Origin of the sequence: Nocardiopsis sinuspersici (assembly GCF_001998325.1) — a bacterium.
Lineage (GTDB): Bacteria > Actinomycetota > Actinomycetes > Streptosporangiales > Streptosporangiaceae > Nocardiopsis > Nocardiopsis sinuspersici.
In genome coordinates, this window is the sequence record NZ_MCOK01000001.1 from 1,504,429 (window position 1) to 1,529,961 (window position 25,533).

General features: G+C 72.7%; 22 protein-coding genes and 1 riboswitch. Of the genes, 11 read left to right on the forward strand and 11 right to left on the reverse strand.

From position 1 onward, the window contains the following. Positions 1 to 23: 23 nt before the first annotated feature. The 4 genes from NOSIN_RS06305 to NOSIN_RS06320 all read left to right on the forward strand — a co-directional run bounded on the left by NOSIN_RS06305 (position 24) and on the right by NOSIN_RS06320 (position 6,257). Positions 24 to 497 carry a bifunctional nuclease family protein gene (locus NOSIN_RS06305; RefSeq protein ID WP_077689832.1) on the forward strand — a complete coding sequence of 158 codons (474 nt, stop codon included), beginning with the start codon at positions 24 to 26 and terminating at the stop codon, positions 495 to 497. Between the two features lie 475 nt (positions 498 to 972). Beyond that, positions 973 to 1,461: a MerR family transcriptional regulator gene (locus tag NOSIN_RS06310; RefSeq protein ID WP_077689833.1), complete on the forward strand. Its 489-nt coding sequence runs from the start codon at positions 973 to 975 to the stop codon at positions 1,459 to 1,461. A gap of 207 nt (positions 1,462 to 1,668) precedes the next feature. After that, a riboswitch (glycine riboswitch) is annotated at positions 1,669 to 1,759 on the forward strand. 98 nt (positions 1,760 to 1,857) lie between these two features. Next, positions 1,858 to 4,752 (forward strand): aminomethyl-transferring glycine dehydrogenase, encoded by a 2,895-nt coding sequence (gene gcvP, locus NOSIN_RS06315; RefSeq protein WP_077689834.1) that lies wholly within the window; start codon positions 1,858 to 1,860, stop codon positions 4,750 to 4,752. A 278-nt stretch (positions 4,753 to 5,030) separates the two neighbouring features. Further along, positions 5,031 to 6,257 (forward strand): tetratricopeptide repeat protein, encoded by a 1,227-nt coding sequence (locus NOSIN_RS06320; protein WP_077689835.1) that lies wholly within the window; start codon positions 5,031 to 5,033, stop codon positions 6,255 to 6,257. Positions 6,258 to 6,344: 87 nt separating this feature from the next. On the opposite strand, the gene NOSIN_RS06325 is transcribed toward NOSIN_RS06320, so the two are convergent. The 4 genes from NOSIN_RS06325 to NOSIN_RS06340 all read right to left on the reverse strand — a co-directional run bounded on the left by NOSIN_RS06325 (position 6,345) and on the right by NOSIN_RS06340 (position 10,061). Then, positions 6,345 to 6,533 carry a DUF5999 family protein gene (locus NOSIN_RS06325; RefSeq protein ID WP_077689836.1) on the reverse strand — a complete coding sequence of 63 codons (189 nt, stop codon included), beginning with the start codon at positions 6,531 to 6,533 and terminating at the stop codon, positions 6,345 to 6,347. A gap of 185 nt (positions 6,534 to 6,718) precedes the next feature. Next, positions 6,719 to 8,167, reverse strand: coding sequence for a threonine/serine exporter family protein (locus tag NOSIN_RS06330; RefSeq protein ID WP_227015400.1), 1,449 nt, complete (start codon positions 8,165 to 8,167; stop codon positions 6,719 to 6,721). Positions 8,168 to 8,446: 279 nt separating this feature from the next. Further along, positions 8,447 to 9,151, reverse strand: coding sequence for a response regulator (locus NOSIN_RS06335; RefSeq protein WP_077689837.1), 705 nt, complete (start codon positions 9,149 to 9,151; stop codon positions 8,447 to 8,449). A 55-nt stretch (positions 9,152 to 9,206) separates the two neighbouring features. Next, positions 9,207 to 10,061: a RecB family exonuclease gene (locus NOSIN_RS06340; protein ID WP_077689838.1), complete on the reverse strand. Its 855-nt coding sequence runs from the start codon at positions 10,059 to 10,061 to the stop codon at positions 9,207 to 9,209. A 168-nt stretch (positions 10,062 to 10,229) separates the two neighbouring features. On the opposite strand from NOSIN_RS06340, the gene NOSIN_RS06345 reads away from it, so the two are divergent. Beyond that, positions 10,230 to 11,324 (forward strand): site-2 protease family protein, encoded by a 1,095-nt coding sequence (locus NOSIN_RS06345; protein ID WP_227015403.1) that lies wholly within the window; start codon positions 10,230 to 10,232, stop codon positions 11,322 to 11,324. 122 nt (positions 11,325 to 11,446) lie between these two features. Here the strand turns inward: NOSIN_RS06345 and NOSIN_RS06350 are convergent, their stop codons facing one another. Next, positions 11,447 to 11,920: a hypothetical protein gene (locus NOSIN_RS06350; protein WP_077689840.1), complete on the reverse strand. Its 474-nt coding sequence runs from the start codon at positions 11,918 to 11,920 to the stop codon at positions 11,447 to 11,449. Between the two features lie 32 nt (positions 11,921 to 11,952). Further along, the gene (locus NOSIN_RS06355) at positions 11,953 to 13,230 is read right to left on the reverse strand and encodes a helix-turn-helix domain-containing protein (protein ID WP_077689841.1); all 1,278 of its coding nucleotides are present in this window, start codon (positions 13,228 to 13,230) and stop codon (positions 11,953 to 11,955) included. Positions 13,231 to 13,524: 294 nt separating this feature from the next. Here NOSIN_RS06355 and NOSIN_RS06360 point away from each other — a divergent pair, with 294 nt between their 5' ends. After that, a complete protein-coding gene (locus NOSIN_RS06360) occupies positions 13,525 to 13,815 on the forward strand; it encodes a hypothetical protein (RefSeq protein ID WP_236743313.1) in 291 nt (96 codons plus the stop codon). A 174-nt stretch (positions 13,816 to 13,989) separates the two neighbouring features. Here the strand turns inward: NOSIN_RS06360 and NOSIN_RS06365 are convergent, their stop codons facing one another. Continuing rightward, positions 13,990 to 14,814: an AraC family transcriptional regulator gene (locus tag NOSIN_RS06365; RefSeq protein ID WP_236743314.1), complete on the reverse strand. Its 825-nt coding sequence runs from the start codon at positions 14,812 to 14,814 to the stop codon at positions 13,990 to 13,992. A 74-nt stretch (positions 14,815 to 14,888) separates the two neighbouring features. Here NOSIN_RS06365 and NOSIN_RS06370 point away from each other — a divergent pair, with 74 nt between their 5' ends. Further along, positions 14,889 to 15,299 (forward strand): DUF2000 domain-containing protein, encoded by a 411-nt coding sequence (locus tag NOSIN_RS06370; RefSeq protein WP_077689843.1) that lies wholly within the window; start codon positions 14,889 to 14,891, stop codon positions 15,297 to 15,299. Between the two features lie 39 nt (positions 15,300 to 15,338). On the opposite strand, the gene ppgK is transcribed toward NOSIN_RS06370, so the two are convergent. Further along, positions 15,339 to 16,103, reverse strand: coding sequence for a polyphosphate--glucose phosphotransferase (gene ppgK / locus NOSIN_RS06375; protein ID WP_077689844.1), 765 nt, complete (start codon positions 16,101 to 16,103; stop codon positions 15,339 to 15,341). Positions 16,104 to 16,337: 234 nt separating this feature from the next. Between ppgK and NOSIN_RS06380 the strand changes: the two genes are divergently transcribed. Next, positions 16,338 to 17,363 (forward strand): tRNA (adenine-N1)-methyltransferase, encoded by a 1,026-nt coding sequence (locus NOSIN_RS06380; protein ID WP_077689845.1) that lies wholly within the window; start codon positions 16,338 to 16,340, stop codon positions 17,361 to 17,363. Positions 17,364 to 17,693: 330 nt separating this feature from the next. After that, positions 17,694 to 19,463 (forward strand): proteasome ATPase, encoded by a 1,770-nt coding sequence (arc, locus tag NOSIN_RS06385; protein WP_077689846.1) that lies wholly within the window; start codon positions 17,694 to 17,696, stop codon positions 19,461 to 19,463. A gap of 423 nt (positions 19,464 to 19,886) precedes the next feature. Here the strand turns inward: arc and NOSIN_RS06395 are convergent, their stop codons facing one another. The 3 genes from NOSIN_RS06395 to NOSIN_RS26635 form a co-directional block, all read right to left on the reverse strand. Next, on the reverse strand, positions 19,887 to 20,576 hold the full coding sequence (locus NOSIN_RS06395; protein WP_077689847.1) for a class F sortase: 690 nt from the start codon (positions 20,574 to 20,576) through the stop codon (positions 19,887 to 19,889). Positions 20,577 to 20,611: 35 nt separating this feature from the next. After that, a complete protein-coding gene (locus NOSIN_RS06400; protein ID WP_077689848.1) occupies positions 20,612 to 21,373 on the reverse strand; it encodes a hypothetical protein in 762 nt (253 codons plus the stop codon). A 531-nt stretch (positions 21,374 to 21,904) separates the two neighbouring features. Continuing rightward, positions 21,905 to 22,096: a hypothetical protein gene (locus tag NOSIN_RS26635; protein ID WP_143832865.1), complete on the reverse strand. Its 192-nt coding sequence runs from the start codon at positions 22,094 to 22,096 to the stop codon at positions 21,905 to 21,907. A 43-nt stretch (positions 22,097 to 22,139) separates the two neighbouring features. Here NOSIN_RS26635 and NOSIN_RS06405 point away from each other — a divergent pair, with 43 nt between their 5' ends. After that, positions 22,140 to 24,152, forward strand: a complete 2,013-nt coding sequence (locus NOSIN_RS06405; RefSeq protein ID WP_143832866.1) for a hypothetical protein — start codon at positions 22,140 to 22,142, stop codon at positions 24,150 to 24,152. Further along, positions 24,142 to 25,449 (forward strand): hypothetical protein, encoded by a 1,308-nt coding sequence (locus NOSIN_RS06410; protein WP_077689850.1) that lies wholly within the window; start codon positions 24,142 to 24,144, stop codon positions 25,447 to 25,449. Before NOSIN_RS06405 ends, NOSIN_RS06410 begins: the two co-directional genes overlap by 11 nt. The last annotated feature ends 84 nt before the right edge of the window (positions 25,450 to 25,533 follow it).

Consider the following 25,533-nt stretch of genomic DNA (forward strand, 5'->3'; position numbering starts at 1 on the left):
ACGACTCGTGGGACGGAGACGCTGTGAAGCACATGGAGGTCGTCGGCGTCCGGGTTGAGATGCCCTCGAACCAGCCGATTGTCCTGCTCAAGGAATCCGATGGGGACCGTTACCTGCCGATCTGGATCGGCGGAGTGGAAGCGACCGCGATCGCGCTGGCCCAGCAGGGCGTGGCCCCGGCCCGGCCGCTCACCCACGACCTGCTCCGGGACGTGCTCGACGCCCTGGACACCGGACTCGAGACAGTCAACATCACCGGTCTCAACGACGGCATCTTCTACGCCGAACTGGTCTTCAGCAACGGCGTGGAGGTGAGCGCGCGCCCCTCCGACTCGATCGCCCTGGCACTGCGGACGGGCACACCCATCTACGCCCACGAGGACGTGATCGCCGAGGCCGGGATGCCGATACCGGACGAGCAGGAGGACCAGGTCGAGGCGTTCCGGGAGTTCCTGGACAACATCTCGCCCGAGGACTTCGGCAGGCGTACGGAGTAGGCACCGGAGCGACCCCTCCCGGGACCCGCACCCGCGTGCGGGTCCCACGCGTGGGCGGCACCGGTGCGAACGCACCGGCGCGGCCGAGAAGGACACGTCGTGACCTGCGGCTTTGTTCCGGGCGCCGGTGATAGATTGGAGCACGGAAATGGCCGTAGCGATCCGGGCCGAAACCCCGGTCGGCGCACAGGGCGCCGCCGGACGGCTCCGCGACACCAGCGCCGCGCGCACTTGGCGACGCGCCGCGTGGTGTCGTTGACGCTGCCGGTCGGCCGTCCTACCGTCAGTCCAGTGGAACCCGCGGCGCACCCGTTCCCTGAGTGGACATCCCCTGTCGATACCGCCGTGGGACGAGAAGCCGGAGGTCGGCGTGGCGGTAGCGGGCGGCGAGCGGGATCCCCATGACAGGCGGTTCGCGCTGCGGCTGGCAGGGCAGCAGGGCCTACTGTGCGAAGAGGACGTGGTGGCGCTGCCTATGGACGTCGGGTATCGGGGCCCCGCGGCGTGTACCGCTGCCGGGATCAGCTACCGCCAGCTCGACTACTGGGCCAGGACAGGCCTGGTGGAGCCGAGCGTGCGCACCGGAGCCCACAACGCCCCCCTGTACAGCCTCCCCGACATCCTGCTGCTCAAGGTGGCCAAACGGCTCCTGGACACCGGGATATCGTTGCAGCAGATCCGTACCGCGGTCGACCACCTGCGCGGCCGCCCCGCCCCCGACCTGGCCCGCATCACCCTCATGAGCGACGGCGTCAGCGTCTACGAGTGCACCTCGCCCGACGAGGTCGTCGACCTCATGCAGCGCGGACAGGGCATGTTCGGCCTGGCCCTGGCCAACGTCTGGCACGAGCTGGAGGAGGCACTGGGCGTGGTCCCCGCCGAGGAGCGGACCGACCTGCCCGCCGCGGCGCCCCAGCCCATGGACGAGCTGGCCAGGCGCCGCCGGGAGCGCCGTACCGGCTGAACCGCCCCTCCGGGCGCGAGGGGGAAGAACCCGCCGCCGGAGCCCGGCCCCGTTCGTGGAATCCCACAGGAGGGCGCCGTCCCCCCGGTGGAACACCTGACCGGAGGCGGTGCTCGGCACGGCCATCGAGTACCGTCGTAGTCACAACGGGGATGAAAACCGACATTCACCCTGCTTGTACACATGTACAGACTGTCAGCTGGCTGTCGATGCCGCGCGAGAGAGACCCCGCCAACGGGGCGCCGACGGGGCAATACTCCCCAGTAACCTCTCAGGCACCATGGACCGCGTGGAGTAGGCCGCTCTGAAGCCTGGGCACCGCCGTGCCCGGTGACAGAGGGGGAGACCGTGAGGAACACCGCCGAACAGACTCGGCCCTGTCACCAGGAGGTCTCCGTGCCAGACCAGCCCCTGCACACCCCCGGCGCACCCGCCCGGGTGTTCGCCGACCGCCACATCGGCCCCACCCCGGCCGAGACCCAGGAGATGCTCAAGGCCGTCGGCTACGGCTCTCCCGCCGAGCTCATGGCCGACGCCGTACCCGAGTCCATCCTCACCGGCCCCGGGAAGAGCGCGCCGCTGAACCTGCCCGAGGCGATCGGCGAGGCCGAGGCCCTGGCCGAACTGCGCGAACTGGCCTCGCGCAACGACACGCGCACCTCGCTGATCGGCCAGGGCTACTACGGCACCTTCACCCCGCCGGTCATCCTGCGCAACATCATGGAGAACCCCGCCTGGTACACGGCCTACACGCCCTACCAGCCCGAGATCTCCCAGGGGCGCCTGGAGGCCCTGCTCAACTTCCAGACCATGGTCTCGGACCTGACCGGCCTGCCCGTCTCCGGCGCCTCGCTGCTGGACGAGGCCACCGCCGCCGCCGAGGCCATGACCCTGGCCCGCCGCGCCTCCCGGAGCAAGGCCGACGTGTTCGTCGTCGACTCCGACGTCTTCCCCCAGACCCTGCAGGTACTGCGCACCCGCGCCGAACCCCTGGGAATCGAGATCGTGGTCGCCGACCTGTCCCGGGGCCTGCCCGAGGACGAGGCCTTCGGCGTCCTGGTGCAGTACCCCGCCTCCAGCGGCGCGGTCCGCGATCCCGGCACCGTCATCGCCCGGGCGCACGAGCGCGGCGCCCTCGCGGTGGTGGCCGCCGACATCCTCGCCCTGACCCTGCTGCGCAGCCCCGGCGACCTGGGCGCCGACATCGCGGTCGGCTCCACCCAGCGCCTCGGCGTCCCGCTCGGCTTCGGCGGTCCGCACGCCGGGTACATGGCCGTCAGCGAGAAGCTGCGCCGCCAGCTTCCCGGCCGCCTGGTCGGCGTCTCGGTGGACAACGCGGGCAGGCCCGCCTACCGCCTGGCCCTACAGACCCGCGAGCAGCACATCCGCCGTGAGAAGGCCACCAGCAACATCTGCACCGCGCAGGTCCTGCTCGCCGTCATGGCGGGGATGTACGCCGTCTACCACGGCCCCGACGGCCTGCGCGCGATCGCCCGCCAGGTACACACCCGCACCGCCGCCCTGGCCGACGCCCTCGCCGAGCGCGGCTTCGAGGTCGTGCACTCCGCCTACTTCGACACCCTGCGCGTGCGCGTGCCCGGCGCGGACCGCGTCGTGCGGTCCGCCCTGGAGGCCGGGTACAACCTGCTGGCCGTCGACCGGGACACGGTCGGGGTGAGCGTGGACGAGACCACCACCGAGGCCGATCTGGAGCAGGTCCTGGCCGCCTTCGGCGAGTCCGAGCGCGGCCCCTCCCGGGGGCGCCTGGGCGTGGACGAGGCCGCCGACCGCCTGCCCGCCGGACTGGCCCGCGAGATCGACTACCTGACCCACCCGGTGTTCAACACCCACCGCAGCGAGACCTCGCTGCTGCGCTACATGCGCCGCCTGTCCGACCGCGACCTGGCGCTGGACCGCACGATGATCCCGCTGGGCTCGTGCACCATGAAGCTCAACTCCACCACCGAGATGGAGCCGGTCACCTGGCCGGAGTTCGCGGGCCTGCACCCGCTCGCGCCGCTGGACCAGGCCGCCGGAAGCGTGGCCCTGATCCACGACCTGGAGGCCTGGCTGGCCGAGGTCACCGGCTACGACGCGGTGTCCCTGCAGCCCAACGCCGGCTCCCAGGGCGAGCTCGCCGGCCTGCTGGCCATCCGCGGGCACCACCGCTCGCGGGGCGAGGCCCACCGCGACGTGTGCCTGATCCCGAGCTCCGCGCACGGCACCAACGCCGCCAGCGCGGTCATGGCCGGTATGCGCGTGGCCGTCGTGGCCTGTGACGACAACGGCAACGTCGACATGGACGACCTGCGCGCCAAGACCGCGGAGCACGCGGAGGACCTGGCGGCCATCATGGTCACCTACCCGTCCACGCACGGCGTGTACGAGAGCACCATCACCGAGGTGTGCCGCCTGGTCCACGAGGCGGGCGGCCAGGTGTACGTGGACGGCGCCAACCTGAACGCGCTGCTGGGCTGGGCCAAGCCGGGGGAGTTCGGCGCCGACGTCAGCCACCTGAACCTGCACAAGACCTTCTGCATCCCGCACGGCGGCGGAGGCCCGGGCGTGGGCCCGGTCGCGGTCCGCTCCCACCTGGCCGGCTTCCTGCCCAACCACCCGAGCCAGCCCGAGGCGGGCCCGCACACGGGCGTGGGACCGGTCTCCGCGGCCCCGTTCGGCTCGGCGGGCATCCTGCCCATCTCCTGGGCCTACATGCGGATGATGGGGGAGGAGGGCCTGCGCTCGGCCACCGAGATCGCGGTGCTGTCCGCCAACTACCTGGCCAGGCGGCTGGAGCCGTACTTCCCCGTCCTCTACACCGGCGCGGACGGCCTGGTGGCCCACGAGTGCGTCATCGACATCCGCCCGCTGCAGAAGGCCAGCGGCATCAGCAACGAGGACGTCGCCAAGCGGCTCATGGACTACGGCTTCCACGCGCCGACGATGTCGTTCCCGGTCAACGGCACTCTGATGGTGGAGCCGACCGAGAGCGAGAACCTGGCCGAGCTGGACCGGTTCGTGGAGGCGATGGTCGCCATCCGCGGCGAGATCGACAGGGTGGCCTCGGGTGAGTGGGACGCCGAGGACAACCCGCTGCGCAACGCGCCGCACACGGCCGAGGCGGTGACCGCCGACGAGTGGGGGCACGGCTACACCCGCGCCGAGGCGGCGTACCCGCTGGCGTCGCTGCGCACGGACAAGTATTGGCCGCCGGTCGGCCGGATCGACCAGGCCTACGGCGACCGCAACCTGGTCTGCTCCTGCCCGCCGCCGGAGGCCTTCCAGATGTAGGGCGCCCGAGGGCGCGAGGGGCGCCGGCCTTCGGGCCGGCGCCCCTTCGCGTGCCTCCCCGATGGCGGGGGAGGCGCTCCAAGGCGCCCGGTGCTGAATCTACGTCGTACAGGTGCTGCTTGTGTTGAGAAGGAACGGGGAGGGGCAGGGAAAGGGGGAAGACACCCGGCCGACACCCGGGCGCGAGCCGCCGCCCCCGGCGCGACCGCGTTAGGGTTGCGACGACACGGCTCGCGTTCCCACCACACGCACCGACGCCCCCATGGAAAGCGGAACCCATGACCACGACGTCCGGACCTCCCGCGCGCTCTGGCCCCGCCGACCCGCCCTCGGCCACCGACCCCCAGGACACGGCAGAGCCCGCCGCGCCCTCGGGGCGGGACGCCTCCGGCCTGTGCGACCAGGCCCAGGACCTCGCCGAGAACGGTCACCTCGCACGCGCCGCCAAGCTCTACCGGCAGGCCGTGGCGGCCAACCCCCACCCGCACGTGCAGGCCAGGGCCCTGCTCGGCCTGGCCGTGGTCGAGGACCAGCGCGGCGACCCGCCCGCCGCCCGCGAGGCGGCCCGCCGCGCGCTGGCCACGGGGGACTCGCGGTACGCCCCGCGCGCGGCCCACCACCTCGCGCTCTCCCTGGAGCAGGACGGCGAGGCCGCCGAGGCCGAACACGTCTGGCGCCGCCTGCTCGACCTCGGCGGCCCGGCCCACACCGCCGTGGCCCACTACGGGCTGGCCCGCGCCGCCGAGGAACGCGGTGACACCGACGGTGCCGAGGAGCACTGGGAGGCGGCGCTGACCCTGCCGCCCGACCCCGACGCGGTCAGCCGACTGCACGCCGCCACGGTCGCCGACGCCTCCCGCGACCTGGCCGGGCGCCTGCTGGGACGGGGACTGCCCGGCGCCGCCGCGGCGGCCGTCGAACGCGGCCTGTCGGTCGTGGACGACCCCGGGCTGCGCCTGCTGCGCGCCGCCGCCCACCTCGAACACGCCATCGCCGACGCCGGCGCGGTCGTCGACTCGGAAGGGGGTACGGGGGAGACGGCCGCCGCCGTGGAGCTTCTCGCGGGACTGCTCGCCCTGCGCGGGGATCCCGCCGCGGCCGAGCGGGCCTGGCGGCTGGGCCTGGGCGACCGGGACCAGGACACCGCCGAGGAGGTGCGCCGGCGGCTGCGCAGGGGCTTCGCCACGCCCGAGGAGGAGGGCGGCGAGGCCGGACTCCCGTGGTGGGAGCCCTACCTGGAGGAGGCCGTGGCGACGGCGAGCGCGCCCGCCCTGGCGGGAGAGCTGTTCGCGGTCATCACCCGGATGCACGCCCTGCTGGCGGTGCCGGTGGTGGAGGGGGAGTCGCGTCCGGGCGCGCTGCGGACCGCGATGGAGCAGGCCGTGCGCACCCCGAGCGAGCTGGTGTGGGGCCCCGGCGTGCACGCCGACTTCCGACGTCGGCTGAGCGAGGCGACGGGCGGTCGGGACGTGCTACCCGAGGGCTGGCCCGAGAACGGGGGATGAGCGGTCCCGGAGCGTCGGCGCCCGGTCCCGCGGGGCCGGGCGCCGCTTTCCGACCGCGTCCCCGTCGGATGTGGTCCGCTCGCGCGCTCAGGCGGCGACGCGGGGCCGGTGCGGGGCGACGGACACCCCGTCGGGGAGCAGTTCGCCGGTGTCGTCGAAGAGGACGACGCCGTTGCAGAGCAGACTCCAGCCCTGTTCCGGGTGACTGGAGAGGACCCGGGCCGCCTCGCGGTCGGTGTCCTCGAAGGACGGGCAGGGAGGTTCATGGCTGCACATGGGTCTGGCCTTTCGATCCACGGGTGCTCGTCGTTGAGCTGAAGCCAAGGGTAGTGGCTCACATCACATGCTTGTTGCGGTTTGGAGCGGACGAGCGGCCCTGTCGCCGTCGTCCGCTCTCCCCCTGTGGGACACCCCCAGGTCAGCGGCGGTTCCCGCCTGTCCGGATCCGGACGGAAAGAAACTCAGTACCCGCCACGGGTGCGGCGTGCCGCCGGGCGGCTGCGCATTCCGGCGCCCGCCAGACCGCCGCGCTGGAAGGCCCGTACCAGCTCGCCGCCGAGGTTGACCCCGGCGCCCAGCGCCAGGCCCACCATGACCGCCTCCGCCAGGCTGAGCAGGCCCGCCACCGCGCCGATCTCCAGGTTGTCGGTGCCCTGCGTGATCTGGATCAGCCCCCGGTACAGGATGCTTCCCGGCAGCAGAGGCGCGATCGAGGGCACCAGGTACGGCAGCACCGGCCTGTGCGCGCGCCGCGCCAGCCAGTGGCCCACCATGCCCACCGCGATCGCGCCCACGACCGTGCCCACCACGGGCGGCACGTCCAGCAGGGAGCGCAGGCCCGCGTAGATCACCCAGATCATCACGCCGAGCGCGCCGATGGTCGGCAGCATGCGGGGCGGTACCGCGAGCGAGATCGCGAACGCCATCGCGATCCCCGCCGCGCCGACCAGGACCGGCAGCTCCAGGGAGGTGCCCGCCGAGGGCAGGCTGTCCAGGTCGATGCCCACGCCCAGGCGCCCCGCGGTGTAGGCGACCACGCCCACACCCGAGACGATCGCGCCCAGGATGAAGAAGGTCTCCAGCAGACGGGCCGCCGCGGACACGTAGGTGCCGCTGATCCCGTCCTGGAGGCTGGCCACCAGCGGACGGCCGGGCAGCAGGGCCATGATGTTCCCGGTGATGATCGCCCCGGCCTGCAGCCCCAGGTCCAGCGTGCTGCTCACCCACAGCATGGCCACGCCGATGGTCGCCGCGACGATCGCGGCCGCCGTCATCTGGTAGAACTCCGCGACGCCGCGCTTGGCCAGGAACACCGCGGTGCGGTCGCCCAGCACGGTGGCCATGAACGCCACGGCCGCCACGACGAAGCCACCGCCCACCATGAGGCCCGCGCTGGAGGCGATGAGGCCGAACCCGATCGCGATGACCCAGTTCGGGTAGGGCATGCGGGCGCGCCGGATCTGCTTCAGGCGGGCGGCGGCGTCCTCCAGCTCCAGCAGCCCCAGCGCGGACTCCTGGACCAGCGTGTGCAGCTCGTTGACGCGGAAGTAGTCCAGGGCGCGGCGGCGCACCACACGCTCGCCGGTGATCGGGTGGTGGTCGCCGCCGGGGTGGATGGACAGGGTGATCGTGGTGAAGGTGACCGAGACCTCCGAGCGGGGCAGGTCGAAGGCGACCGAGAGGCTCAGCATGGCCTCGCTGACGGTCTCGGTGCCCTCACCGCTGGCCAGCATCAGCTCGCCCGCGCGCAACACCAGGTCGATGGCGCGTGCGTCAGGGAGGTCGACGTCCTCGTCCTCTTCGAGGCCGTCCGGGGTCAGCTCGCGCTCGTGCGCGGCCCGCCAGTCCCGCATCCTGCTGAGCAGGCGGTCCTCGCTCGGGGGTACGGGCCGCTCCCGCTTGCTTGGCATCCCTGTCTCCGTTCCCTCCCCGCCTGTACACCACGGTGGTCGGCGCGTTGATCAAACCCTTGAGGGGACGCGGCCCGAGGGGGCCGGGTTCGCCCGGAGCGGGGGCGGTGGCCGGTGAGTTCGATCACCGGGACATCCTGTCAAGCCGTGTCGCCCTCCGACAGCGACGCGCCGGGGCCGTGGGGGCGGCCGCGGACCCCCGGAGGGTTCTGCCCGGGGGCCCGGGGATGTACTCGGAGGAAGGACCCCGGCGCCCCGGGGCGGTCCCCGTGCCCCGGTTCAGCGGGAGGGCGGCCCGGCGTCCTCGTCGAGCTGCCCCGGGCGGACCAGCCCGTGTTCGTAGGCGTACACCACCGCCTGGACCCGGTCGCGCAGCCCCAGCTTGGTCAGGATGCTGCCCACGTGCGACTTGACGGTGGTCTCGCCGAGGACGAGGTGGGCGGCGATCTCGGCGTTGGACCACCCGCGCGCGAGCAGCCGCAGGACCTCGTGCTCGCGGGCGGTCAGCGGGTCCTCGCCGTCCCCGGAGCCGGACGAGGCGGCGGGCAGGAGCGGGGCGAAGCGGTCCAGCAGGCGGCGCAGCACCGGCGGGGAGACGATCGCCGAACCGTCCGCGACCACCCCGACGGCCGACACGAGTTCGGCGGGCGGCGCGTCCTTGAGCAGGAACCCGGTGGCGCCCGCGCGCAGCACCTCGACCGCGTACTCGTCCAGGTCGAACGTGGTCAGGGCCAGTACCCGTACCCGGTGGTCCAGGGACCGCGCCCACGACACGATCTGCCGGGTGGCCTCGATGCCGTCCATCCCGGCCATGCGCACGTCCATGAGGACGACGTCGGGCAGCAGGCTCCGGACCGCGCGGACCGCCTCGCGGCCGTCGGAGGCCTCGCCCACCACCGACAGGTGCGGGTCGGACTCCAGGATCATGCGGAAGCCGGCGCGGACGAGGGGCTGGTCGTCGACCAGCAGTACTGAGACGGGCACAGGAGTGATTGTGCCGCATCCGGGGACCGGTCCGCGGTCCGCCCGGGCCCCGGGCTCAGGCCTCGGGGGAGGGGCCCGGGCCCGGAGCCGGGTCGGTGGCGGCGGGGGAGCGGACGGGCAGGGGCGGCGGGGTGCCGCCGAACTCCGGGCACAGCGCCTGGTGCTCGCACCAGCCGCAGAGCTTGCTCTTCCTGGGCTCCCAGACACCGGCGCGTCCGGCCGCCTCGATCTGTGCCCAGACGTCGGAGATCTCCGTCTCGGCGGCCCGCAGTTCGTCCTCGGTGGGGTCGTACCAGCGCACGGCGCCGTCGCCGCCGAGGTAGACGAGCTGGAGGCGGGTGGGGACGACGCCGAGGTCGCGCCAGATCATCACCGCGTAGAAGAAGATCTGGAACCGGGCCTTGTCCTCGAAGCGGGGATGGGGCGACTTGCCGGTCTTGTAGTCCACGATCCGGATCTGGCCGGAGGGGGTGACGTCGAGGCGGTCCACGTAGCCGCGCAGCTTGAGCCCGGTGGGCAGGGACACGTCCATGCGCATCTCGCGGTCGCGGGGCTCCAGGGCGGCGGGGTTCTCCAGGTCGAAGTAGCGCTGGACCAGGGCGCGGGCCGACTCCAGCCAGGTGTCGCGCTCGGCCTCGTCGGCGAAGAGCTCCTCCAGCTCGGGCTTCCTCTCGCGCAGCTTCCTCCACTGGGGGTCGACGAGGCCGAGGGCGTTGCGCGGGGTGCGCGACTCGGCGGGCAGCTCGTACAGGCGCTCCAGGCAGGCGTGGACGAGGGTTCCGCGCAGGGCCGCCGCGCTGGGCGCCTCGGGGAGCCGGTCGATGGTGCGGAAGCGGAACAGCAGGGGGCACTGAAGGAAGTCGGAGGCCCGGGAGGGCGAGAGGGCGGACGGAAGGAACGCGGTGGTCATGTGACGAGCCTATGAGAAGGCCGTGACAGGTGGGAGCCGGAAGCGGGGAGAGGACGCCGGGCCCGGACGTGCCGGTGGAGCGCGCCGGGCGGGCCGTAGGCTGGGGGCGTGACGACCGGTAGTGACCCATCATCGCCCCGATCCCGCAGCCGTTCCGCGAAGCCGGGGCTGCTGATCGGCCGCCCCTTCGGCATCCCCGTCCACGTGACGCCCTCGTGGCTGATCGTGGCGGTGCTGATCACCCTGGTCTACGGCGGCATCGTCCAGGACCGTCTGGCGCTGGGCCCCGCCGCCTACCTGCTGGCGTTCGTCTTCGCCGTCCTGCTCTACGTCTCGGTCCTGGTGCACGAGCTCGCCCACTCGGTGGTCGCGCGCATGTACGGCCTGCCGGTCCGGCGCATCGTGCTGTACGTGCTGGGCGGGGTCTCCGAGATCGAGCGCGAGGCGCCCACACCGGGCCGCGAGTTCTGGATCGCCTTCGCCGGCCCCCTGTTCTCCCTGCTCCTGGCCGCGTGCGGATTCGGCCTGTACCTGCTCGCCGACCCGTTCAGCGTGGTCGGTGAGCTGCTGTTCCAACTGTGGATCGCCAACCTGCTGGTGGGTGTGTTCAACCTGATGCCCGGGCTTCCCCTGGACGGCGGGCGGCTGCTGCGCGCCGGGGTGTGGAAGCTGACCGGCAGGCCCTACCTGGGGAGCGTGGCCGCCGCCTGGGGCGGCCGGGTACTGGCCCTGGTGGTCGTGTCGCTGCCGTTCGCGTTGGCCTGGTCGGCGGGTGGCGGGCCCAGCCCGTGGACCGTGGTGTGGGGCCTGGTCCTGGGCGGCTTCATGTGGATGGGCGCCACGGACGCGTTGCGCGCCGCCCGGATGCGTGAGCGGCTTCCCCGCCTGCGGGCCCGTGACCTGGCCCGGAAGGCGGTGACGGTGCCGGCCGACACCCCGCTCGCCGAGGCCCGGCGCCGGGCGCTGGAGGCGGGGGGCGTGGAGATCGTGGTGACCGACTCCAGCGGAGCGGCGACCGCGATCGTGCATCCGGCGGCGGCCGAGGCGATCGCCGAGGAGCGTCGGGCGTGGGTTCCGGTGTCGAGTGTGGCCCGGGCGGTCACCGCGCACTCACTGGTGCCGGTGGGGCTTGAGGGGGAGGAACTGCTGAACACGCTCACCAGCCATCCGCTGCCCGAGTACCTGGTGGTGACGGAGGACGGCGGTGTGCGCGGAGTGCTGCGGGCCACGGACGTGAACGCGGCGGTGTCGGGCCGGATCTGAGGCCGCCGCCGCGGGGCCGGGCGGCGCGGGTCCGCGGGGACGCGTGTCGGCGGGCGTGTACCGGCGGATGCACCAGCGGAGCGCGCACCGGTGGCCCAGGACGTGCCCGGCGGGCACACGCCCTAGCGACGGGCTCCATCGGGCCACAGCACCGACACCGGGCGAAAGAGCGAGCGCGCGTAGGCCACCACGTCGGCGGTGCCGCCGGGGCCCCGCGCGGGTCGGCCGTCCCAGACGGCCACGAGCTGGTCGCAGCGCCGCACGAGCAGCCTTCCGGCCTCCATGTGCGCCTTTGACGTGGACTCGGTGTGCGGTAAATCGTGGACGAGGACGGCCTGTGCCAGCAGGCGGTCGTAGACGGGGTGGTGCTCCTCCGGAAGCGCCTCCCGGTAACCGGCGGCCGGGACGACCGCCTCCAACGGCGCTCCGGCGGCCAGGACCGCCTCGGCGAAGACGGCGTCGGCGCCGTCGGCCAGACAGGACAGGCCCACCATCTCGCAGCCGTACGGCTCCAGGTGCGCGGAGACCAGCTCGGCGACGGCTCCGCTCACCTCGGGGGACAGGGCTCGGTGGCCGGTGACTCCGATACGAATCACGAAATCTCCCTTTTGTTCGCTTCGCGGCTCTTCTACCCGGAAGCGGTGACACCGGTAACCAGCGACGTGAGCTGTTCGTCCAGGTCGGCCGCACAGCGCGTCCGCGGCCTCGGGTACCGGCGCCGGAAGGACCGCACCCGTCCGATGACCCGCTCCGACTCGAACCGCATCCCCGTGGCCAGCGCCTCCCGGGCCAGGCGGAACGCCTCGTCCACGTCGCCCGCCTCGGCGTGCGCCGAGGCCAGCTCCACCTGTAGTACGGCGGACTGCTTGGCGTTGGCCGCCCTCGGGGCGCACGCCTCGGCGAAGGCCCGGCGGGCGTCGTGCGGGCGGCTCAGCCGCACACCCACCAGGGCCCGGTAGCCGGCGACCTTGGCCTCGTCGAAGGCGAACACCCACGGCCAGGGCGGGTCGGTGTTGGCCGACCGGGCCGCCTCCCTCTCCGCCCGTCCGATGGCGCGCACGGCGGCCGGGCCGTCGCCGACCCCGGCGTGCGCGAGCGCCTCCACGCAGGCGAGCCAGGCGCGGGCGGTGGGGTGGGCCGAGGCGCCGAGGACGTGCCCGGCCTCCTGCACCAGCCCCAGGCCCAGGTGGGGATCCTGTGCGGTGTCGGTCTCGAAGGCCGCCAGGGAGCCCAGCATGTACACGTCGAGCAGGCGTGTGCCCGCCTGCCGTGCACGGGCCACCGCCGTGCGGTAGTACGTGCGGGCCGATCCCGTGTCGCCGCGGTCGGCGTGCAGCCAGGCGGCGAACCCCGAGGCCTCGCTGGCGGCCGCACTCAGGTCCGAGTGGAACGGTGTCCCGTGCGCCTGCGCGAGCATATGCTCGGACAGATGCACGTGCGCCACCGCGCTGGGCAACAGGTGGCGGGCGGGGGAGTCGGCGTCCATGCGGCGCTGGCCCCCGGTGATGGAACGCAGGGCTGAGGCCGTCGTCTCGTTGACGCATCGGTGGCCCGCCGCCCGGGCGCCCGCCGGCGCGGCGGCCGTGGCGGCGGTGGCGGTGAGCAGGGCACTCGCGGCGACCGCACGCCCGAAGTCGCGGCGTCTCGTGGTGTCCACCCCCTTCTCTGCGGAACCGGCCCGGGGAGGGCCGTCGCCGAAACGCAGCAGGTGCAGCGGGACACCCAGTCGTCGGGCGAGGTCGTGTACCTGGCTGATGGTCAGTGACTGCTGGCCGTTGACCACGCGCGAGACCCAGCTCTGGGAGTAGTCGATCGCGCGGGCGAGGTCGCCCTGGGACCATCCGCGTGCGGTGCGCACGCCCTCGATGACCGAGGCCATGTCACAGGTGGCCAGGGCGCTCGCCATGCGAGGCCGCGTCCACAGGTCCGGTGGAAGAACGCCGTCTGGTTGGGGCATGAGCTTAGGTTAGGGATTCCGTGCGGCCTTGGTGGCTATGTGTGAAAAAGAAGGGGCCATGCGGGATACGCATAGAGTCGCCCACCCCCCTCTCCGGTACGGCAGAGTGCAAGAGTCGTTGGTCCCGGAAAGCCTGGGAGGGGAAGTCCCGTGACCGTTGAGACCCCGGCTGTGGGAAGCCCGAGTCTGAGATGTGCCCTTGGCGCGACCGGTACACCCGGTACGGCCGGGGCGGCGGACCGCGTGGAGCTGGCGGGCCTCGCCCTGCGGGGCCTGGCCGCGGAACTGCGTTCGCGGGGGGTGGAGGTCCGCGAGGACGGCGCGTTCGGCGCCGTCGACGCCGGCCCCAGGGCCCGGCCCCAGCGGGCCCTGCTGCGGCCCCACCGGGGCGGCCTGTGGTGGTGGATGCGCTGGCCGCTCCAGGACGGGGTGCCGCCGTCGCTGGCGGGGGTCCCCCTCTCGCCGGTCGCCCGGACCTCCGACGCCGCGCGGCGGATCGCGGGCGCCCTGTCCGTGGCCGTCGGCGACACCTGAGCACGCGCGGGCCGTCGGTCCGCGCTCATGCGGGCGCGTGTGTCGTCCGCGCCCGGAAGGCGGGCGGGGCCCGGGTTCTCCCCGAAACCCAGTCTCCCTCTGCGCGGGGCCGCCCGGCCTCGCCCGCCCTCCACACGGCACCGTCCGGCGGTCCCTCCTCCCGGGGCCCGTGACCTAGCCGCCCGCCGCGCGGAACTCCCCCGGCGTGATCCCGTAGTACCGGCCGAACCACCGGGTCAGGTGGCTCTGGTCGGCGAACCCCGCCAGTGCGGAGGCCTCCGCCAGCGACGCCCCGGCCGCGATCAGCTCCCGGGACCGCCGCAGCCGCAACTGCCGCTGGTAGTCGCTGGGCGCCATTCCCCGCACCATGCGAAAGGCCCGGTACACCGCGAAACGGCTCCGCCCGGCCGCCGAAGCCAGCTCCCCGGCTCCCACGTCCTCGGGAAACCTCTCACGCAGCACGGCCTCCACCCGCGCCGCCACGCGCCCCGCGTCCGGGTCCGAGATCCCCGCCACCGCCGGACGCTCCGTCGCCCCGCGGCACACCGTCGACATCACCGCACCGCGCAGTGCCTCGTCCACGGCCAGCCCGGAGCCCTCTCGCGACAGCGCCGTGTACAGCCCGCGCAGCGCCGCGGCCAGCGCCGGGTCGCGCACCACCGGATCGGCGAACAGCGGCAGCCCGGCCCGCCCCTCGGCGGCGTCCGCGAGCACCTCCCGCACCAGTTCCGGTCCGATGTGCACGATCCGGTAGGTGAATCCCAGCTCGCCACCGGCGTGCCCGTCGTGCGGGTCCTCCGGGTTGAAGGCCAGCACCATTCCGGACACGCTCGCGTGCGCGCCGCCCCGGCAGTTGAACGCCTGTACCCCCGACTCCGTCACCCCGAACGAGTAGGCGTCGTGGCTGTGCCGGTGGTAGGCGTGCCGCTCGAAGTGCGCGTGCATCGCCTCCAGCGGCCGCTCGGGCGACCTCCAGTACCTGGCCCAGTCCTGTGTCACGCCCCCATTGTCCGGCACCGCCGGCGCGCACCAGCGTTCAAGACCGGGAACGCCGGCTCCGCCACCATCGGCACATGCGTTTCGACACCAAGATCGCCGTGGCCGTGCGCGAGGACCTGGCCGCGTGGCAAAAGCTCAACGTCGTCGCCTTCCTCAGCAGCGGCATCGCCCACTCCCGGCCCGAGTCCATGGGCGAGCCCTACGAGGACGCGTCCGGCAACACCTATTCGCCGATGTTCCGCGAACCCGTCCTCGTCCACGCCGCCGAGTCGCGGACCCTGGCCCGCACACTCGACCGCGCCCGCTCCAGGAACCTGCCCGCCGCGCTCTACACCGAGGAGCTGTTCAAGACCGGCAACGACGACGACAACCGCGCCGCCGTGCTCGCCGTGGCCGCGGAGGACCTGAACCTGGTGGGTGTGGCCGTGCACGGTCCCAGGGGGGACGTCGACAAGGTGTTCAAAGGCCTGCGCCTGCATCCCTGACCCCGGCCGGTTGGCGCCGTCCGGGCCGTGCGCGGTCCCTCAGACGGTCTCCGTCTCGACGGCGGCCAGGGCGGCGCCGACGATCCCCGCGGTGTTGCGCAGCGTAGCGGCCACGGTGGGGGTCCGGATGTCCAGCAGGGGGAGGAACTTGTCCGCGTCGCGGCTCACCCCGCCGCCGACCACGATCAGGTCAGGCCACAGCAGGTCCTCCACCACCCGGTAGTAGCGGTGCAGCCGCTCGGTCGCCCACTCCCGGTAGGACAGTCCCTCCTCGTCCTTGGCCGCGGACGAGGCCCGCGTCTCCGCGTCGTGGCCGTCGATCTCCAGGTGCCCGAACTCGGTGTTGGGCACCAGCCGCCCGTCCACCACCAGGGCGGAGCCGATCCCCGTGCCCAGGGTCGTCATCAGCACCACCCCCGACACCCCCTTGGCGGCGCCGTAGCGGGTCTCCGCCACGGCCGCGGCGTCGGCGTCGTTGAGGACGCGGACCGGATGGCCGGTGGCCTCGCGGAACAGCTCCCCCGCGTCGTAGCCGATCCAGGCCTTGTCCAGGTTGGCGGAGGTGCGTACCACTCCCTGCTGTACGACGCCGGGGAAGGTGACGCCCACGGGCGCCCCCGCCGTCTCGGGGAAGTACTCGGAGATCTCGTGCACGATCTCGGCCACCGCCTCGGGGGCGGACCGCTCCGGCGTGAGGACCTTCTTGCGCTCCTTGAGGAACTCGCCGGTGGCCAGGTCGACCGGCGCCCCCTTGATCCCGCTGCCGCCGATGTCGATTCCCAGCCCCGTGGTCAGCTGTGACATGGGTAGTCGTCTCCCGTGGTCATCGTGTGGTGGACGGGCGTCGTCACGGCCCCGCAGGCTGATACTGCCCCGGCGGGCGGCTCTTCGCACGTGCCGCCGCGGCCCGGTCGGCGCGCCCGGCCGGCGACCGCCGCGCCCCCGCGCGGCACCCGCCGGTTCGCCGCGGTACCGGAAGGCCGATACGCTGGGCGATTGCCCTGCCAACCAACAGCGATGTGGAAGACGAGAGCGACGTTGACCGGTATCCATGGCCGCCGCGGCCCCTTCACCGACGGCGACACCGTGCAGTTGACCGACCCCAAGGGTCGCATGCACACGACCACACTGCGCGAAGGCGGCGCCTTCCACTCGCACAAGGGCAAGGTCGACCACGACGACCTCATCGGACAGCCCGACGGCAGCGTGGTCCGCTCCAACACCGGCACGGCCTACGTGGCGCTGCGCCCCCTGCTGATCGACTACACCCTGTCGATGAAGCGCGGTGCGACCATCGTCTATCCCAAGGACGCCGCCCAGGTGCTCGTGGAGGCCGACATCTTCCCGGGCGCGCGCGTGGTGGAGGCCGGGGCGGGCTCCGGCGCCATGTCCAACTGGCTGCTGCGCGCGGTCGGTGAACAGGGCATGGTGCACTCCTACGAGCGCCGCGCCGACTTCGCCGAGATCGCCCGCAAGAACGTGGAGCGCTTCCACGGCGGTCCGCACCCGGCCTGGAGGCTCACGGTCGGCGACCTGGTCGAGGAGCTGGACGAGACCGACGTCGACCGCGTCTTCCTGGACATGCTCGCCCCCTGGGAGTGCCTGGACTCGGTCGCCCGCGCCCTCATCCCCGGCGGCCTGGTGTGCTGCTACGTCGCCACCACCACCCAGCTCTCGCGCGTGGTGGAGGAGCTGCGCGAGGACGCCCGCTTCTACGAGCCGCGCTCATGGGAGACCATGCTGCGCACCTGGCACGTGGAGGGCCTGGCGGTGCGTCCGGACCACCGCATGATCGGTCACACCGGGTTCCTGGTGGTCGCGCGCCGTCTGGCCGACGGCGTCGAGGCCCCCGACCGCCGCCGCCGTCCGGCCAAGGGCGCCTACGGCAAGGACTTCACCGCCGCGCGGGAGCGCGACCGCGAAGCTGCGGCCGGTGGCGCGCCGGAGCCGGCCCCGGTCGGGGAGGCCGGGGACACGGCCGCCGACGCGAAGGCGCCCGGGGTGCCCGACGGGTCCGGAGCGCCCGAGACGCCCGGGGACCCCGACTCCTCCGCCGACGAGTAGGCGGCGCCCCCTCCCCTCCTCCGAGCCCGCCCGGGCACACCGGACTCCGCAGCGGACACCCTCCGTACGGCCTCGCGGATCCTTGCCCGGGCGGGCTCCGGCGTACCCGGAAAAGCCCGCTGACGTGCGCCGAAAAGAGCGCCGGCATCCGTGGGGCGCTTGCCCCGGGCCGGACGCGGAGGTTACTTTCTCATTACGTCGGGTCATCCGGTAGCACTCTGACCTGTGATGACGCAAGACTCGGAAATGAGGCCTACGACACTCGTCCTCCCCGGGAGGTTAGGAAATGGGCGAGGGTAGGTAGGCTCCGATGTAGTTCCTCATAGGGAGGTGGCGGACGTGGCCGAGCGCGACGACGAGCGTCAGAGCGACCGGGACCGTGAAGTCGCAGAACTCACGGCCCAGGTCTCCTACATGGAAAAGGAACTCAGCGTGGTCCGGCGTAAGCTCGCTGATTCGCCCCGGCATGTACGCCTGTTGGAGGAACGGCTACGGGAGGCCCAGGCCAACCTCGCCGCCGCCAACGGTCAGAACGAACGGCTCGTCTCCACTTTGAAGGAGGCGCGCGAGCAGATCGTGGCGCTCAAGGAGGAGGTCGACCGGCTGGCCCAGCCGCCCTCCGGCTTCGGCGTCTACCTGGGCTCGCGCGAGGACGAGACCGTTGAGATCTTCACCAACGGCCGCAAGATGCGGGTCAACGTCAGCCCGTCGGTGGACCTGGACAGCCTGCGGCCGGGCCAGGAGGTCATGCTCAACGAGGCCTTCAACGTCGTCGAGGTGGAGTCCTTCGAGACCGTCGGCGAGGTGGTCCTGCTCAAGGAGATCCTTGAGGACGGCGACCGCGCCCTGGTGATCTCCCACCACGACGAGGAGCGGATCGTGCGGCTGGCCGAGCCGCTGCGCGACGAACCGGTCCGTCCGGGGGACTCCCTGCTGCTGGAGCCGCGCTCGGGGTACGTGTACGAGCGCATCCCCAAGTCCGAGGTCGAGGAGCTCATCCTCGAAGAGGTCCCCGACATCGCCTACACCGACATCGGCGGCCTGACCGGGCAGATCGAGATGATCCGCGACGCGGTCGAACTGCCCTACCTCTACAAGGAGCTGTTCTACGAGCACCAGCTGCGCCCGCCCAAGGGCGTACTGCTCTACGGTCCTCCCGGGTGCGGTAAGACGCTCATCGCCAAGGCGGTCGCCAACTCACTGGCCAAGCAGGTGTCCGAGCGCACCGGCCGCGACGTCGGCAAGAGCTTCTTCCTCAACATCAAGGGCCCGGAGCTGCTCAACAAGTACGTGGGCGAGACCGAGCGCCACATCCGCCTGGTCTTCCAGCGTGCGCGTGAGAAGGCCTCCGAGGGCACCCCGGTCATCGTCTTCTTCGACGAGATGGACTCGATCTTCCGCACCCGCGGCTCCGGTGTGTCCTCCGACGTGGAGAACACGATCGTGCCCCAGCTCCTCAGCGAGATCGACGGTGTCGAGGGCCTGGAGAACGTCATCGTCATCGGCGCCTCCAACCGCGAGGACATGATCGACCCGGCGATCCTGCGGCCCGGCCGCCTGGACGTCAAGATCAAGATCGAGCGGCCCGACGCCGAGGCGGCACGCGACATCTTCGGCAAGTACATCACCCCCGACCTGCCGCTGCACGACGAGGACCTCGCCGAGCACGGCGGTTCCGCCAAGGCCACGGTGGACGCCATGATCCAGCGGGTCGTGGAGCGCATGTACACCGAGGGGGAGGAGAACCGCTTCCTGGAGGTCACCTACGCCAACGGTGACAAGGAGGTCCTGTACTTCAAGGACTTCAACTCCGGCGCGATGATCGAGAACATCGTCGACCGGGCCAAGAAGATGGCCATCAAGGACTTCATCGACCACCAGTCCAAGGGGCTTCGGGTCTCGCACCTGCTCCAGGCCTGCGTGGACGAGTTCAGCGAGAACGAGGACCTGCCCAACACCACCAACCCCGACGACTGGGCGCGGATCTCCGGAAAGAAGGGCGAGCGCATCGTCTACATCCGGACCCTGGTCACTGGCAAGAAGGGTACGGACTCCGGGCGGAGCATCGACACGGTGCCCAACACCGGCCAGTACCTGTAGCGGCGCACGCCGAGAGCGCTTCGGGGGCCGACCGGACCACCGGTCGGCCCCCTCGTGTGCCGCGACCGCCTCCGGCCCCGTGCTGGAGCCCGTCTCGTTCGGGTTCTCGGCAGCCCGGCCGGGCGTCGACGGTCGGGCGGCCGGTGCCGGACGGACTGTGGGAGCTGTTCCGGCGGGCGGTGCCCCGAGCATCCACCCGGCCTCAGGGCGGTGGACGGCGCTGACACGGCGATGCCAGGAACACCAGCGCGGCCATGGGCGGGGTGATGTGCCTTCACCACGTCCCACCCCTGTGACGAAACGGACCCCTCCATGAACGTCCACCTCCAGGTGTCCACGACCGGGACCCGCGAGCAGGCGGTGAAGCCGACCAAGCCTGTGGTCGTGGCCCGCCTCTCACCAGAGGGGCGCCATGCGCCGGGGTCAGGACTGGGGGGCCAGTTCCGCGTAGATCACGGTGTTGCTCCGGTAGCTGCGCGTGGCCTCGTCGAACCGGCCGCCGCACGTGATCAACCTCAGCTCGGGGCCGCCGCCGGTGGGTCCGTAGACCCGTTCGGTCGGGAAGTCGTCCTTGGGGTGCTGCTCGACCGCGTACACGGTGAAGCCGACCGTGGTCTCGTCGGCGCGCTCGACCCGGACCGTGTCCCCGGGCTGGAGTTCCCCCAGGCGGTAGAACACGGCCGGTGCGGTCCGTGAGTCGACGTGGCCGCCGATGACCGCCGGTCCCGACTGGCCGGGCGAGGGCCCGTGCTCGTACCAGCCCACCGCGTCGTAGTCCTGGGGCGCCTCGATCTCGCCGTCCGGTTCCAGCCCCAGCCGGACGACGTCGTCGACGTCCACTCCGATCGCCTCGATCTCCAACCCCACCGGCGCGGAGTGCGGTAGCGACCGCGCGTGTGCCCGGGGTGAGGGCGGGGAGGTGCGTGCCACCTCTGGCCCGTCCCCCGTGCTCCGCTGGGACTGGGCGCTGTGGCCGGGCGGCGCCGGCGCTTCGTCCTGGCCTGTGGTGAGGGCGAAGGCGATCAGCAGTGCCCCCGTGGTCGCGGCCACGGCGATGGCCGCCGCAGAGCCTCTGCGGCGGCCATCCCCGGCACGTGGGCGCTCAGCGCTCATCGGCCGAGTGTCCGGACTGCGCGTGCCCACTCATGTCAACGGCCCTGGAACATCCGCTTACGGGCCAGGAACCCCGCACCGGCCACAGCCACCAGGGCCGCGCCGGAACCGAGCGCCAGCGCGTCCAGGCCCTCGGAACCGGTACCGCCACCACCCGCGGCCATACCGCCCTCGGGCGCGGGGGTGAGCTTGCCGCACGTGGCGGGGTCGGTGGCCTCTGCGGGCAGCTCCGGATCCAGGTCGCTGGCGCCACCGCCCTCCGCGTCGTACTCACCGTTGCCGTTGTAGTCCACGCCGTGCTGGACGATCACGGCCTCACCGGCCTCGATCGCGGAGGCCACGTCCGCGGACACCTCGAAGGTCCGCTGGTAGGAGACGTTGCCGTCAGCGTCGGCGGCGGGGAAGCGCTCGACCGCCAGAGCGCTGTCGGGCGAGGTGTCGCCCTCGGTGGTCAGTGAGGCCTCGATCCCGCCGTAGGAGGGCTGTCCCTCGGAGGTGCTGAGGCGGTCGTCGTCCTCGACGTCGTCAACGGCGTCCGAGCTCGGGCACATGTTCGTGCCGCCGATGTGGAAGTGCTGGGCGTGCGGCTGTTCGGCCAGCAGCCCGGAGGTGTCGATGTCGACGGTGACCCTGGTGCCCTCGACCGTCACCGTGGAGGTGCCGCTCGCACCGGAGTCGTTGAGCGGAGCGAGGTCGGCGTGCAGCGTCGTCGACTCATCGGCCCAGGCGGGCGACGCTGCGGTGAGTGCGCCGACGGGCAGAGCGAACGCCAGCAGTGCCAGCTTTCGGTTCTTCATGGGTTCTCCCTCGAAACAGCCCCGGCTCCGTGGTGGAACCGGGGCGGTGAGATGAGTGTTCGGGCCACATACCCCCAGAAATAAATCCACATACACCCCATTCAAAGACATAAGCTATTCTTTATCGCCAAAGCAGACAAAACCACATAAACCATATTTTTATCCCCGGTCAGGCTTGGGATGAATTGCTGGTGCGCTTTCCGTGTCTTGGGGGTCACTAGGAGATCCCGACCGAGCAAGTGGCACAGCGCCGGTCCCGCTGACGGCGGTGAGTGGCGAACAGGCCGGCGCCGGGGCCGGTCTCCTGCCCGGAGAGCACCCTCATCTGTGCAGCACGCGGTCGCTGTGCTCCGGTCACGCCCTGTTGAGCGGAAGCCAGTCATCGCCGCGGCCGCTGCCGGGGCCACATCAGCGAAGCTCCGTCCCCACCCGGATCCGAGGTTGACTGCTGCTGAGTGCCATCGACACGATCAGGCGCTGTGGTCCAAGCGCGCAGGCAGCAGAGATAGTCACAGCAGGCCGGGGTGCACCTCACGGGGAGGGGTGGAACCCGGACGTGTCGGCTTCTTCCGCGGTCTTTCTTGCGTGGTGCCACGAACACAGCGACTGGAGGGCTCCCACCCGGTGGTCGTCGCGGTCGCGGATGCGGTCGGCGTCCGTGCCGTCCTCGGCGCAGGTGCCGCAGTCGGGCACGCGCCGCCGGTCGGCCCGGGGAGACGGCACACCCGCAGGTCGGCCGGGAGGGGGGCTGAAGTAGGTTGTGGTGATGCGTCCCCCGTTCCCCGCGACCGCTGTCCGCCGCGCGCTGTCGTTCCTGACGGTGCCGCTGCTGGCCGTTCTCGTGGTGCTCCCCGCCGCCCCCGCCCACGCCGGTCCCGAGGACCGCCCCGAGGGCGGGGTGAGCGACGCCGAGTACTTCGCCGGACTCCTGGAACAGCGGCCCGAGGGCGAGGCGGTCGTCGTCCACGAGTCGCTCGCGGGCGACTACGACCTGGCGGAGCTGGAGCGGAGCCTGAACGACTCGTTCGGCCGGCTGGACGTCCCGTACCACGTCGTGGCCAGCGCCGTCCCGGAGAACGCGTCCTGGGGCCGTCCCTTCCTCTCCGCCCTGCAGGACCGTGTGGGCGAACCCGGTCTGTACGTCCTCCTGAAGCCGGGGGCCTCCCGGGTACAGGCGATGGCCCGGCAGGTGGACCTGCCCGTGGAGGAGGCGGACCGGGTGCTCTCCTGGGAGAGCGCGTTCACCTACTACACGCCGCTGGACACGATGGCCGACACCTTCGTGGACACGCTGACCGCCCCCGACCTCGCCGAGCGGGCCGAGCCGCGGTGGTACGCGGCCCTCCCGGCCGGCTGGTGGCTGAAGCACCGCATCGACGAGCTGGGGCTGAGGACCGTCAGCGGCCCGGCGGCTCTGGGCGAGGCCACCGCGGTCACCGCCGGCATGACGGTGACGGTGTGGCTGCTCCTCACCGCGGTCCGCTCGGGGAGGCGCGGCCGGGCCACCGCGGTGGGGCTCACCGCAAGGCCGCCCGGGGACCGGGCCCTGGCGGCGGGCAGGACCCTGGTCCTCCTCGCGGGGACCGCCACCGTGGCCGCGTCCCTGATCCACCTCAACACCTCGGCCCTGCCCAAGGAGGAAGAGCAGGTGGGGCCGCCCCGGCCCTCCCTCGCCCCCTACGTCACCTCCACGGTCCGGGTCGACCGGGTCGCCGCGCAGATGCGGGACGATCCCCTGTACGTGGACCCCCTGGCGGGGGAGAGCGCGGAGGCGCTGTCCGGGATCGCCGAACGCGTGGCCGGCATCGAACCGCCGGTCTACACCGCGGTGCTTCCCATGAGCCGGTCCGACGAGTCCGGCGGCGACCCGGAGGTCTTCGCGCACGCGCTCCACCACGCCATGGACGAGAACGGCGTCTTCGTCGTCGTGAGCGCCGAGGCCGGAACCGCCCCCGAGGTGAAGGCGGCCCTGTTCGGGGTGGCCCTTCCCGAGGAGGCCGGACGGTATCCCCTGACGGACGTGACCGGAACCCGGTTCGACTACACGGCCGCACAGGCGCTGGACGAGCTGCTGGACGAGCTGGAGAAGGTGTCGGCCGCTCCGGAGAAGGAGCCACCGGTGCCGAGCTGGATCGAGTGGGGGACCGAACCGGCCCCCGAACCCTCGAAGCTGTCCGAGTTCGCCTCCGGGGACTTCGGCAAGGCGCTGTTCGCGGTCGGCCCCCTCTCCGCTCTGGCGGTCCTCGCCCTGGTGTGGTCCGCGCTCGGCGCCGTGACGCGTATGGACACCGTGCCCGGACGCCTCCTGCGGCCGCGTGCCGACCGGGCGGTCCGCCGCGCCGCCAAGGCGGTCCAGAAGGCTCCGGCCGACCGCGCCGGCCTGGACGGGGCTCTGCGCGAGACCGACGCGGCCATGGCCGTCCTGGGCGGTGAACCGGACGAACTCGACCTGGTCGGGGTCGTGGTGCTGGCGGACCGCGCGGTGCGCCGGCTCGACTCCGATCCCGACACCGCGGCCGGGGCCGGGGCCCCGGTCTGTATGGTGAATCCCCTGCACGGCCCGTCGGTCCTGCACGGCCCCCGCCACCGGCAGCCCGTGTGCGCCTCCTGCGCCCTGCTGTCGGACCGGATGCGCGAGCGCCGCACGCTCAGGGTCGCCGTCCCCCCGGGCGGGCGCCGGCCGCACCTGGAACTGGACCGACGGTGGGTCGTGACCGGATACGGGGCCGGGGGCCGACTCGACGCCGAAGACCTGATGGGGGAGTCCCATGTTCGCTGAGCACCGATCCGCCCGCTTCCGGCCGGCCGTGGCGGCGGCGCTTCTGGCCGTCGCCCTCGTGCCCGCCGCGCCGTCGGTCGGCCGGGCCGACACGGTCCAGGAGGAGATGAGCGCGACGGAACGGGTCGTGGCCGAGCTCGAGGAGTCGCCGGTCCACGTCGACCCCTCCTACGCGAGTGCCTTCCCCGAGGAGCTCGCCCAGGAGATGGGGCAGCGGATCACCGAATCCGGCGTGCCGCTGCGCGTGCTGGCCGTCCCCCTGATCGAGGGCGGGGACTGGAACGGCCAGGCGGACCTCATGGCGGCGGCCGTGCACGACAGGATCGGCGGCGAGGGGCACTACCTGGTCCTGGACGGGGAGAGGCTGTCCGGGCACGACTTCTCCACGGGGAGCGCGACCCAGGTGAGCCGCGGCTTCTACGCCTCCCAGGCCGTCTCCATGGAGATGGGCTATGACGCCCCGGTCGCGGAGCGCGTGGAGAGGGCGGTGGAGGTCGCGCTGTCCGACGACCCCGAGGGGATCTACACCGCCGCCGACGAGCAGCGGCGGACGGGGGTGTCCGACTGGTACTACTCGCTCGGGCCGGGCACGTACGCGCTGTTCACGGTGCTGCCCTGGGTCCTGGCCGGACTCGCCCTGCTCGGGCTGGGCGTGGCCCTGTTCCGCTGGCGCAGGCCCCGCAGGGCCCCGTCGCTGCCCCAGCACGCCGCCTTCGACAACGCGAACCAGGCCCGCAGGGACGAACTGGCCGACAGGGCCGGGAGGGAACTGGTGGAGGTCGGTGAACGGGTGGGCGCCGCCGTGCCGGCCGCCGACGACCCCACCGCGGTCGAGGCGCTCCACCAGGCACTCGACGCACACGCGGCGGCCCGCCGGGTCTACGACGGGCTCCCCGAGGAGGGGGCGCTGGCCGACATCGCCGGGGTGCTGGTGCTGCTGGACGCGGCGGAGGACCACATCAACCGGGCCGTCCGCCCGTCCGGTCGCCGGCGCTCCACGCCCGTGCGCTCGCACTGCTACGCGAACCCGCTCCACGGGACCGTCACCAAGATGACGCGGTGGCGCGAGTTCGGCGGGCGCGGTGACGTCACGGTGCCGCTGTGCGCACCGTGCGCCGGGGCCGTCCGCGACCGGCGGCGTCCCACCGTCCTGCCCGCGCGCCACCGCGGCCGTGAGGTCCCCTACTACGAGGTGCCCGCGGAGGAGAGCGTGTGGGCGGCCACCGGCTACGGGACGCTCCGGAAGGACCTGGTCGACCGGATCCTGCGCGGCGACCACGAGGCCGGTCCGCGGTGACGGCGGGGCGCCGGGTCCGGTACCGCCGGCCCCGGCGCCCCGTCCCGGCGCCGGGACACCCTCCGCTCCGACGGGAAGTTCCCG

What these genes read in the sequence shown, in the direction of transcription:
- NOSIN_RS06310 (WP_077689833.1), top strand. Translation starts at nt 973, where the DNA reads ATGGACGTCGGGTATCGGGGCCCCGCGGCGTGTACCGCTGCCGGGATC.
- NOSIN_RS06320 (WP_077689835.1), top strand. Translation starts at nt 5,031, where the DNA reads ATGACCACGACGTCCGGACCTCCCGCGCGCTCTGGCCCCGCCGACCCG.
- NOSIN_RS06325 (WP_077689836.1), bottom strand. Translation starts at nt 6,533, where the DNA reads ATGTGCAGCCATGAACCTCCCTGCCCGTCCTTCGAGGACACCGACCGC.
- NOSIN_RS06330 (WP_227015400.1), bottom strand. Translation starts at nt 8,167, where the DNA reads ATGCCAAGCAAGCGGGAGCGGCCCGTACCCCCGAGCGAGGACCGCCTG.
- NOSIN_RS06340 (WP_077689838.1), bottom strand. Translation starts at nt 10,061, where the DNA reads ATGACCACCGCGTTCCTTCCGTCCGCCCTCTCGCCCTCCCGGGCCTCC.
- NOSIN_RS06355 (WP_077689841.1), bottom strand. Translation starts at nt 13,230, where the DNA reads ATGGCGAGCGCCCTGGCCACCTGTGACATGGCCTCGGTCATCGAGGGC.
- NOSIN_RS06370 (WP_077689843.1), top strand. Translation starts at nt 14,889, where the DNA reads ATGCGTTTCGACACCAAGATCGCCGTGGCCGTGCGCGAGGACCTGGCC.
- ppgK (WP_077689844.1), bottom strand. Translation starts at nt 16,103, where the DNA reads ATGTCACAGCTGACCACGGGGCTGGGAATCGACATCGGCGGCAGCGGG.
- NOSIN_RS06395 (WP_077689847.1), bottom strand. Translation starts at nt 20,576, where the DNA reads ATGAGCGCTGAGCGCCCACGTGCCGGGGATGGCCGCCGCAGAGGCTCT.
- NOSIN_RS06400 (WP_077689848.1), bottom strand. Translation starts at nt 21,373, where the DNA reads ATGAAGAACCGAAAGCTGGCACTGCTGGCGTTCGCTCTGCCCGTCGGC.
- NOSIN_RS06405 (WP_143832866.1), top strand. Translation starts at nt 22,140, where the DNA reads ATGCGTCCCCCGTTCCCCGCGACCGCTGTCCGCCGCGCGCTGTCGTTC.
- NOSIN_RS06410 (WP_077689850.1), top strand. Translation starts at nt 24,142, where the DNA reads ATGTTCGCTGAGCACCGATCCGCCCGCTTCCGGCCGGCCGTGGCGGCG.